This window comes from Spartobacteria bacterium UBA695 (assembly GCA_002298145.1).
Lineage (GTDB): Bacteria > Verrucomicrobiota > Verrucomicrobiia > Chthoniobacterales > Chthoniobacteraceae > UBA695.
The window spans coordinates 1-9,187 of sequence record DBMP01000019.1 but is presented as its reverse complement, the minus strand read 5'-3'; the positions used below and the strand labels follow the sequence as shown (position 1 = coordinate 9,187).

Sequence of the window (9,187 nt, the reverse complement as noted above, 5' to 3'; positions counted from 1 at the left end):
GCTCGCGGCGCTGCTCGCCCACGGGCAGGGGCGGCGGGGTGCTCTCCAGCTCGCGAAGCAGATCGCGGTCGGACTGCGTTAGCTTCTCCGACCGAGGCGGCGGGGCCAGCATGGCGGCGAGCGTTGGCTCATCCAGAAGCCCCGTGGCCCGAAAGCCGTGGAGGATCTGGTAGCGCCGCACGGCTGCGGCGGTCGCCGGGCTCGGCAAGCCGTCGACAGGGCCCCGGTAGAGCCGTTGATCCTTGAGGAACGCCTGGGCCGCGGCCACGGGTTTCACGGTTTCGTCCGCCGAAAACCCGTTCCCCCCGCTCCACGCCACCGCCCATCCCAGAACCGCCATTACACAGACGCGCCTATTCATGACCTTTTTTTCCCCGCACCCAAAGTATCGGGACGGAACGTGCCGGTGCGCGACACCGCACGGAAAAAAAATCCGGCTCCTGGGGGGTATTTATTGCCCAATACCATGCAGAAAAGTTCCTCGGGACCGCAAAAATCTCTCTTTTTTTTCCTCGGTTTTACTATCCTTGCCGCTTCCTCTACCGACATGAGCACGGAATCCGCCCCCCAACCCACGAATGGACTTTCTGCAGCAGGCGAAGTCCCGCCCCGCATCCGGGAACGCGTCACCATCGCCGCGCCTGAACCCTGGGTGGAGGCCCATGAGATTGATGAAGAGGATCGCCCGCAGCATGCCTGCAACCAGGCCTACCTGCTCATCGACACCCAGCACCACACCGCGAGCAGGGCGTCTTTCCAGCGGATCGTCCAGCGGCTGGAGACGCTCCAGGGCGTGCAGAATCTCTCCCAGTGGAGCCTGAATTTCGACCCGGATACCCAACACGTCATCATCCACTCCATCGCCATCCGACGCGGCGGCCAGGTGACGGAACACGCCTGTGCGGAACGGCTCCGGTTCTTCCGCCGCGAACAGCAAATGGAGCGCTTGGTCATTGATGGCGCGTGGACGGTGGTGCTGCTTTTGGAAAACGTGCAGCTGGGCGATCTCCTCGACTTCAGCTATACGGTCGTCACGCAGCCCCGGCTGCTAGGCCAGCGCTATTCGGTCTTGGAGTGCCTGCCGTGTTTCGTTCCGGTTCGCAGCTACTGCTTCAGCATCCAGTTCCCGCCGGATGCCTCGGACATGAAATGGACCTCCAGCCCCGGCCTGCCGGACCCGGAAGCCCGGGATATCGGCGGCGAGACGCGCTGGAAGTGGACCTTCGAACGCATCCCGGCAGATCCGTTTGAAAGCAGCGCCCCGGCGTGGCATTCCGGCGTGAGATATATCCACGTCTCCGACTGCCTTTCGTGGAACGAGATCGCCGTCGCGCTTGAGGAAGCCTGGCAAACGGGCTCCCCCCAGCCAGGCACGGAAGCGTTTGCGAAGATGCTCTTCTCGGGGATCGAGGACCCCGGCGTAGGGGCCGCCAGGGCGATTGAATTCGTCCAGGACGAGGTCCGCTACCTTAGCCTCAACGAGGACCTCGGCGGGCAGATCCCGACGGCCCCCGATGTGACGCTCCAGCGGCGTTTCGGCGATTGCAAGGACAAGACGCTCCTCCTGGTGCGCCTCCTACGGCACCTCGGCCTGGAGGCCCGGCCCGTCTTGGTCAACACCTGCTTGCGGGGGGACGTGGCGAAAATGCTCCCCTCGCCCAACCTCTTTAACCACGCCATCGTAGAGTTCACCCTGGAGGGGCAACGGCATTGGGTGGACCCGACCTCGATCCTCCAGGGCGGCGGGGTGCTCCGACGGCCCCTGCCGGAGTTCAAGGCGGGGCTCGCCATCGCCCCCGACACCCAGGCACTGACCCCCATAGAAGGCGGCTCGCAGAAGAACACCTACATGCTCCGCGAATCGTTCTGGCTCAACACGGCGGGGGGCCAGACGGTGATGGAGGTCCATTGCGCGGCGACCGGCGTCCATGCCGAAAGCCTCCGGTGCAGCCTAGCCATGGAGGGAGCCGAAGCCGTCTCAAAGAGGAGAGAGCAATTTTACCGGAACCTCTTCCCGGAAATCTCCAGGATCGGCACGCCGGAGTGGAAGGACAACCGCGCGGGCAACGAGCTTAAGCTAACCGAGCGCTACGACCTGGGCCAGCCCTACGCCAAGGGGCAGAACCCCCAGCTCTGCCACCTCGGCTACCATAGCCACGTCGTTCAATCCCTCCTGGCCCTTCCGCCCGGCGATAAGACCCGGAAATACCCACTACTCCTGGGTAACGAGGGGATCTTCGCGCATAACATCGAGTTCCACACCCCCACCATGCACGAGGGGGCCCTGAAACAATTTCACAAAGCCTCCGGCGCTTTCATCTTTGATCAGGAAGTGCGCAAGCTCCGGGGCCGATGGATCTGGTTTCACACGGTCAAAATCCAAAAAAGCATCGTGGAGGCGGACAGCTTCGATGCCCATCGCAGCGACCTCCTTGAGCTCTGGCCCACCACCGGCATCCATCTCGATTTACCGGTGAACGTGGAGGTAAGCTCCGGCCTCAGGCGGGCGAAAACCCCCGCCCCGGTCGTTGAATCCTGGGAGCCCGCTCCCCAGCTGGCTCAGCCCCACCGCCACCGTTCACGCCACCGGGTACCGCGCTACTCGTTTGGGGAACGGCTGCAGCTGGCCCTCCCGGCGCTGAGCCTCGCGTTGCTTGTCCTGGGGCTGTTGGCCTGCATCTGCTGGGTTATCTGGGGCTAATGCCCCTCCCCACCGAGCCCCGGCCCGGGCACCGCCTACTTGCCCGAGACGACCTCGCTCATCTGGAAGATCGGCAGGAAGAGGGCAACGACAATGCCACCCACGACCACGCCGAGAAAGACGATCAGGAACGGCTCGATGAGCGAAGTCAGCGCGCTCAGCGTGGCCTCGATTTCCTCGTCCCAGAAGTCGGCGATCTTGTCGAGCATGGCGTCGATTTTACCGGTGGCCTCGCCCGCGGAGATCATCCGCAGCATGATGGGCGGAAAGAGCGGCTGCTTGGCCATGGCGGCCGCGAGCGTATCCCCCTTCTCCACGTCGATCGCCACCAGCCGGATAGCCCGCTCGGCCAGGAAGTTTCCAGAGGTCTCGCCGACAATCGCCATGACGTCCAGGATCGGCACGCCCGCGCGGATCAGCTGCGCAAAGGTGCGGGCAAAGCGGCTCATGCAAATTTTCTGAATCAGGGGGCCGAAGACGGGCATCTTCATTTTGTAGGTATCCCACGCCTGCTTGCCCCTCTCAGTTTTAAGAATCTGGTTGATCGCCACGAAGATCCCGACCAAGGCCAGGGTGAGGATCAGCCAGTGGCCCCGGATAAACGAACTCAAATCGAGGAGTACCTGGGTGGGGCCGGGCAGTTTTTTGCCAAAGCTGCCGAAAATTTCGCCGAACGTCGGCACCACCTTGACCAGTAGGAAGACGGTGATGAGGAAGGCGATGCTGATGACCGAGATGGGGTAGGTCATGGCCGATTTGACCTTCTTGGTCAGGCGCGCGCTCGCCTCCAGGAACCCGGCGAGACGGTCGAGGATCTCGGCCAGCATACCGCCCATTTCACCGGCCTTGACCATGGAAATATAAAGGCGGGAAAAGACCTGCGGAAATTTGGAAATCGCCTCGGCGAAGGTCTCGCCCTGCTGGACGCGGCCCATGACCTCGCCGATGACCAGGCGCAGCGGGGCCTGTTTGCGGGAGGTCGTCTGCTCGTAGAGGGCCGTCAGCGCGGAGACCAGCGGGAGCCCGGCGTCGACCATGGTGGCGAGCTGCCGGGTGAACATAACCAAGTCCGAGTCGGCGACCTGGGCCACCTTGCGGCTGCCCTTGCGAACGCCCCGTTCCTCCAGGGAGAGGACCAGGAGACCTCGGCCCATCAGGACACTGATGGCGTTTTCCTCATTCACGGCATCCGTCTCGCCGCTCACGGTTTTGCCTTCGGGGTTACGGGCTTGGTAGGCGTAGGTGATCATGGGATCATCCTTGGTAGAGCAGGTTTGATGCTAGAGGGGGCCTAGGCTTTCTTCTTCGGCGGCTCGCTGCGGCGTTTACGGAGTTCCGCGATGAGGGAATCCGGTGCGGCGGCGTGGGCGGAGCCGAACTTGGGGTAGATGAACTGCGCGGCGGCGGTCCCCTCCTTAGTAAGGCCGCGCACGGAGGTCAGGCCCGCCTCGCGCAGGAAGGAGAGGCTGTGGGCCAACATGGCGCTGGCGATGCCCCGGTTGCGGTATTCAAGGGAGAGGCACGGGCCGGTGAGCAGGTGGTTACACGCATCGCGCTCGACCGAAAGGCCAGAGGCTCCGATGACGCGGGGCCCATGGCTCACGACGAGGCAAAGCGGCTCGCTGTTCTGGCCAAAAAGCTCGTCGAGAGCGGTCTCGAACAGCGGGCGGACGAGGAAAAAGAAGGAGTTCCACTCCGAGTCGAGCGTAAAGGCGCTCAGGATAACGGAGCGGATAGCCTCCTCGTCGTCCTGGGTGGCGCGGCGGATGGAAAACGAAGGAGGGAGGGCGGGGCGGCCCGGGGAGGTCTTGGCGAGGTCCCAGGTAAACTGCGCCCATTGGATGGTCTTCATCATGGGCGCGCAGTCTATGTCCCCCGGCGCGGGCAGGTCAATCCTGCCGCACTTCGAGGTAGGTGGGCGGGGTCCCCTTGCCCTGGGCGTCGAGGCGCTGGATGCTCATGGATTTAAGAATGTAGCCGTTGCCGCCCGCCTCTCGCTGGACGTTGCGCACGGAAAAGCGGCGGATGAGCTTGCCGCCCGCGTAGCATTCGGCCTGAAGGAGGCCACCAGTGGGCTCGATCCAGAGGCGCGCCATGTCGTACTGGCTCTCGTCCTTGCGGGAGGGGACGGCCCGGACGATCCAGCAGGAGCGGGTCATGACGGTCTCCTTGCGGGGTTCAACGATGGCGTTGGTCCAGTAAAGGAACTTGAGGGCGAGGTCCTCGTAGCTGATGTCGGTACCGCGGATCAGGTCATCGAGCTTGGCGCCGGTGATTTTCTCGGGCTTATCGCCGGGGCCGGTGGCGCGATCGAGCCGCGAGCTTTTGTCCCCCAGGCGCAGGATGAGCGATTCGGGGCGGTCGGTGAACTGATAAACGATGGTGCTCTCTCGAAGGAGGAGGCGAAAGGGGATGACGATTTTCTCGTCGCTGGAGGATTTGCGCAGCTTGCCGGTGAGGTCCCGGTTCTGACTGGCCTGGTTGGCGCGGACCTGCGCGAGGAGTTCGCGGGCGCTCGGGGCGTCGTCGTCGGCCCGAGCCGGAAGGAGGAGGCCGCCCAGCAGAAGGGCCGGCAGGCAGAGGGCGGCCAGGAGCCCGGTTTTCGCATTTACATGTCTCGCAATGCTCATATTGTTCGCTAGTCTCTCCGCTCCCGCAGATGGATCAAACCCTTTTTTCACTCATTAACGGCGTCTGGACCTCCCCTTCGTTGGATCGGGTCATGGCCTTGCTCTCGGATTTTGCCTTCTGGGGGCCGATCCTCATCCTGGCCGTCCTCGCGGTGGCCGTGTGGGGGAATTTCCGGGCGCGCGCGGCGGTGCTGGTGATCCTGATCGCGGTGGCCGTTACCGACTGCGGACTGGTCAATTCCCTCAAACACTGGGCCAACCGCCCCCGGCCTCACCAGGTGGAACCGGCCCGCGTGGTGAAGCTCGCCCGGACCCAGCCCAAACAGCTGAGCATTTTCATGGCGCCGGAGGTGCTGACTTCGACACCGGAGACCGGGGCGATCACCGGGCGCTCTTTCCCCTCCGGCCATACGTCGGATAACTTCGCGGCGGCGGCGGTGCTGGCGCTCTTTTTCCGGCGCTGGGGCCGGGGCTATTTCCTCGTGGCGGCGGCGATTGGCTACTCGCGCATTTACACCGGATCCCACTGGCCGAGCGACGTGCTGACTTCGATGTTCCTGGGGACGGGCCTGGGCCTGCTCGTGGCGGCAGCGCTCGAAGCGCTCTGGCGGCGCTACGGGGCCCGCCTCGCGCCGCAGCTTCACCTTTCGCATCCGAGTTTACTTGTTCCCTAACCCGCATCCCTTATGAATCGTTGGCTGATTGTCTTCCTGCTTATCTTGACCGCACTGCGCCTCACGCTGGGGGGCTCCATGGAGGTCTCTCCAGACGAAGCATACTACTACCAGTGGTCGCAGCGGCTGGACTGGGCTTATTACTCCAAGGGACCCGGTGTGGCGATGGCGATCCGGGCGGGGACCGATCTGCTGGGGCCAAACTCCTTCGGCGTGCGCCTCCTGAGCCCGCTCCTGGCGCTCGGGACGAGCCTGGTGCTCTTCGGCCTGGCGCGGCGGCTCTACGGGGAGTCGGTGGCGACGTGGACGGTGGTGATGCTCAATTTGACGCCCATTTTCAACGTCGGCGGGCTCCTGATGACGATCGACCCGATCTCGATCTTCTTCTGGACCGCCGCGCTCTGGACGCTCTGGGAGGCGCTGGAGCGTTCGCCCAAGTTCTCGCTTTTCTGGCCGCTGACCGGCGCGCTTATCGGCCTCGGGTTCCTGGGCAAGTACACCAACGCCATGGAGCTCTTGACGATCGTGCTGGTGCTGGCGCTGACGCCCAAGCTGCGCCGGGAATTTCTCCGGCCCGGGTTCTGGGTCATGCTGGCAGTCTTCTCGCTGGCGGTAATCCCGCCGGTGCTTTGGAACTCGAATCACGACTGGATCACCATCGAGCACCTCCGCAGCCGGGGCGGCCTGGAGGGGAAGTTCTCGATTCACCCGGAGGAACTGCTGGGCTTTATTGGCGGGCATTTCGGGATCTACTCGCCGCTGGTTTTCGGCGCGATGGTGGTGGCGCTCTGGCAGGGCTGCCGCGCGATGAAGGCGGATTTTCGCGCGAAATTCCTGGTGCTCGCCGCGCTGCCGCTGATCGTCCTCTACTGCACGCTTTCGCTTAAAAAAATGGGCGAGCTGAACTGGACCTCCCCGGCTTTCGTAGGCCTGGGCATCCTGACGGTGGCCTACTGGCATGAGAAGGCGCTCTCCAGCGTGAAGGTGCGCCGGTTCGCGGCCGCGGGCCTAGGGCTGGCGCTGGTCATGAGCCTCATCATTGTGAATACGGACGCGATCCGTTCGCTGGGCATCCCGTGGTCCTACAACATGGACCCGGGCGGGCGGCTGCGCGGCTGGGAGACGGCCTCCATCGCGGTAAACGACCTGCGGCACAAGCTGGAGGCGGAGTCGGGCAAGCCGCTCTTCCTCATTGCCAATAAATACCAGACGGCATCGAGCCTCGCCTTTTACCTGCCCGAGAAGCGCGCCGACGGCCCCGGGCACCCGCCGGTGTACATCCCGGAGTCCCAGATGATCGAGAACCAGTACTCCTTCTGGGGCCGCTACGATGAGATGACGGAGCCCACGGAGATCGCCAAGGGGATGCTCGCCAAGGTGCAGGACCCGGCGCAACGCGGCGCGCTGGAGGCGGCGCTCAAGGGGCTCGACGCGCCCGCGGCCGACGAGCAAACGATGGCCGACCGCCGCCGGGCGCTCATCCGCGCGATGCTGACGGTGAACCCGACGCTGCCGATCGACGAGTACGCGAGCGAGGACTGGGGGGTCAGTCTTTTCCAGGGCCGCGACGCGCTTTTTGTCACGGACCGCTCCCCGAGCGCCCCCGAAGCGATTGTCAAAGGATTCGACAAAGTGGAGATGGTGGCTACTCTCAGCGAAGCGCGGCGAGGATTGCCATTACGCTTGATATGGGTTTTCGCCTGCCATAATTATCGCAGCCTTCCTTTATGACCCAACCCACGCCTGCCCTCTCCGTTGTCATCCCGCTCTATAACGAACAAGACAACGTTGAATCCCTTCAAAAGCAGCTCCACTCCGCGCTCAGCGGCCTTAATTACGAGATCGTATTCGTGGACGATGGATCGAAGGACGCAACGGCCCAACGGGTAGAGAAGCGCCCGGATGTAGTCCTGCTGGAGTTCGAGAAAAACGCGGGCCAGAGCGCGGCCATGTACGCGGGCATCCATGCCGCGCGCGGCGAGGTGATCGCGCTGCTCGACGGGGATCTTCAGAATGATCCGGCGGATATCCCGCTGCTGCTGGCGGAGATTGATAAAGGGGCAGACCTGGTGTGCGGCTACCGGGCCAAGCGCAAGGATACAGTGGTCAAGCGCATCACGAGCCGCGTGGCGAATTTCGTGCGCAGCCGGTTCACGAAGGACGGCGTTCGCGACACGGGCTGCACCCTCAAGGCGATGCGCCGCGAATGCCGCGCCGCGCTGGTGCCCTTCTACGGAATGCACCGCTTCATCCCGGCGCTGGTGAAGGGGATGGGGTACAAGATTGTGGAGATTCCAGTGAACCACCGCCCGCGCACAGCGGGTGTGAGCAAATATGGCCTGGGCAACCGGGCGATCAAAGCGACGGTGGATATGTTCGGCGTCCGCTGGCTGCTCTCCCGCCAAGTGAAGTATAAAGTGAAGTAGGCGGCCCTACGCCTGCGGCTTTTTGACTTGTCCGCGCCGGGGTTTGCCTCGTTCCCAATCACCCTCCTCGTGCCCAAACTCTATTTGGGCACGCGCTTGAACCCGCAACTCGATTGCGGCGACTGCAATTTTGATTCTGGCGTGCCTCGTTCCCAATCTCCAGATTGGGAACGTCTTCTGTCTGCGAATCTCTGATTCGTGAACCGTGAGGACGGAATCGGAGATTCCAAGACAAGGACATTACGAATCTGGAGATTCGTAACGAGAGAGAGGCTTTACTTCTAGCCCCGGAAGCAACAAATTCTCCCTAGCTAGCGAGAGCCAGCCGGGACTTGATAACCCCGCGACAAACGGCTGGCAATAGCCGAAAGAACTACTGCCGTTTCCGGGCTATTTTATATGGCCGGGAGCAACTCTCCTAAGGCGCAAGTACAAAATCGGGGTATTTGAGGATGTGGTTAAGGAGAACGATGAGCTTACGCATCACGGCAGTGATGGCGACTTTACCCGGTTTGCCTGCTGCTTTGAGCCTCTCATAAAACTCGCGGAGTTGCCGATTTTTGAACATGGCGTGGAGAGCGCTCATGTAAAGAACCGAGAGCAAATGAGCCCGTCCGCCCCAGATATGGCGCCTGCCGCGTTCGTTTCCGCTGTCGCACACAAAAGGAGCCAGGCCAAGCAAAGCCGCGGCTTGATTGCGTTTGAGGCGACCTAGCTCGGGCATGAAGGCCAGGAGGCTGGCGCTGGCCACCAGCC

9 protein-coding genes are annotated in these 9,187 nt (G+C 63.1%); 4 read left to right on the top strand and 5 right to left on the bottom strand.

Annotation, left to right across the window (positions count from 1 at the left end):
• The coding region (locus B2828_RS11625) for a peptidoglycan-binding domain-containing protein (RefSeq protein WP_479633912.1) at nucleotides 1–277 on the bottom strand (277 nt) is incomplete at its 3' end.
• A 270-nt stretch (nucleotides 278–547) separates the two neighbouring features.
• Between B2828_RS11625 and B2828_RS11620 the strand changes: the two genes are divergently transcribed.
• Entirely contained in the window at nucleotides 548–2,701 is a 2,154-nt protein-coding gene (locus tag B2828_RS11620; protein ID WP_479633911.1) for a DUF3857 domain-containing protein, read from the top strand.
• A gap of 35 nt (nucleotides 2,702–2,736) precedes the next feature.
• Here the strand turns inward: B2828_RS11620 and B2828_RS11615 are convergent, their stop codons facing one another.
• Genes B2828_RS11615 through B2828_RS11605 form a run of 3 tightly spaced genes read right to left on the bottom strand, consistent with a single transcriptional unit; the run spans nucleotide 2,737 to nucleotide 5,331 of the window.
• Nucleotides 2,737–3,951: a type II secretion system F family protein gene (locus tag B2828_RS11615; protein ID WP_479633910.1), complete on the bottom strand. Its 1,215-nt coding sequence runs from the start codon at nucleotides 3,949–3,951 to the stop codon at nucleotides 2,737–2,739.
• Nucleotides 3,952–3,992: 41 nt separating this feature from the next.
• Nucleotides 3,993–4,556: a GNAT family N-acetyltransferase gene (locus B2828_RS11610; protein ID WP_479633909.1), complete on the bottom strand. Its 564-nt coding sequence runs from the start codon at nucleotides 4,554–4,556 to the stop codon at nucleotides 3,993–3,995.
• A 34-nt stretch (nucleotides 4,557–4,590) separates the two neighbouring features.
• Complete coding sequence (locus B2828_RS11605; RefSeq protein ID WP_479633908.1) at nucleotides 4,591–5,331, bottom strand: outer membrane lipoprotein-sorting protein; 741 nt, start codon at nucleotides 5,329–5,331, stop codon at nucleotides 4,591–4,593.
• A 29-nt stretch (nucleotides 5,332–5,360) separates the two neighbouring features.
• On the opposite strand from B2828_RS11605, the gene B2828_RS11600 reads away from it, so the two are divergent.
• Genes B2828_RS11600 through B2828_RS11590 form a run of 3 tightly spaced genes read left to right on the top strand, consistent with a single transcriptional unit; the run spans nucleotide 5,361 to nucleotide 8,431 of the window.
• Complete coding sequence (locus B2828_RS11600; protein WP_479633907.1) at nucleotides 5,361–6,005, top strand: phosphatase PAP2 family protein; 645 nt, start codon at nucleotides 5,361–5,363, stop codon at nucleotides 6,003–6,005.
• 12 nt (nucleotides 6,006–6,017) lie between these two features.
• Complete coding sequence (locus B2828_RS11595; protein ID WP_479633906.1) at nucleotides 6,018–7,736, top strand: ArnT family glycosyltransferase; 1,719 nt, start codon at nucleotides 6,018–6,020, stop codon at nucleotides 7,734–7,736.
• Nucleotides 7,733–8,431 (top strand): glycosyltransferase family 2 protein, encoded by a 699-nt coding sequence (locus B2828_RS11590; RefSeq protein ID WP_479633905.1) that lies wholly within the window; start codon nucleotides 7,733–7,735, stop codon nucleotides 8,429–8,431. The genes B2828_RS11595 and B2828_RS11590 overlap by 4 nt, the downstream gene beginning before the upstream one ends.
• 418 nt (nucleotides 8,432–8,849) lie before the next feature.
• Here B2828_RS11590 and B2828_RS11585 read toward each other — a convergent pair.
• A partial coding sequence (locus B2828_RS11585; RefSeq protein ID WP_479633904.1) for a transposase occupies nucleotides 8,850–9,187 on the bottom strand: 338 nt, incomplete at its 5' end.

Coding starts and splice junctions, on each gene's coding strand:
- B2828_RS11620 (WP_479633911.1), top strand. CDS start 548: ATGAGCACGGAATCCGCCCCCCAACCCACGAATGGACTTTCTGCAGCA.
- B2828_RS11615 (WP_479633910.1), bottom strand. CDS start 3,951: ATGATCACCTACGCCTACCAAGCCCGTAACCCCGAAGGCAAAACCGTG.
- B2828_RS11610 (WP_479633909.1), bottom strand. CDS start 4,556: ATGATGAAGACCATCCAATGGGCGCAGTTTACCTGGGACCTCGCCAAG.
- B2828_RS11605 (WP_479633908.1), bottom strand. CDS start 5,331: ATGAGCATTGCGAGACATGTAAATGCGAAAACCGGGCTCCTGGCCGCC.
- B2828_RS11600 (WP_479633907.1), top strand. CDS start 5,361: ATGGATCAAACCCTTTTTTCACTCATTAACGGCGTCTGGACCTCCCCT.
- B2828_RS11595 (WP_479633906.1), top strand. CDS start 6,018: ATGAATCGTTGGCTGATTGTCTTCCTGCTTATCTTGACCGCACTGCGC.
- B2828_RS11590 (WP_479633905.1), top strand. CDS start 7,733: ATGACCCAACCCACGCCTGCCCTCTCCGTTGTCATCCCGCTCTATAAC.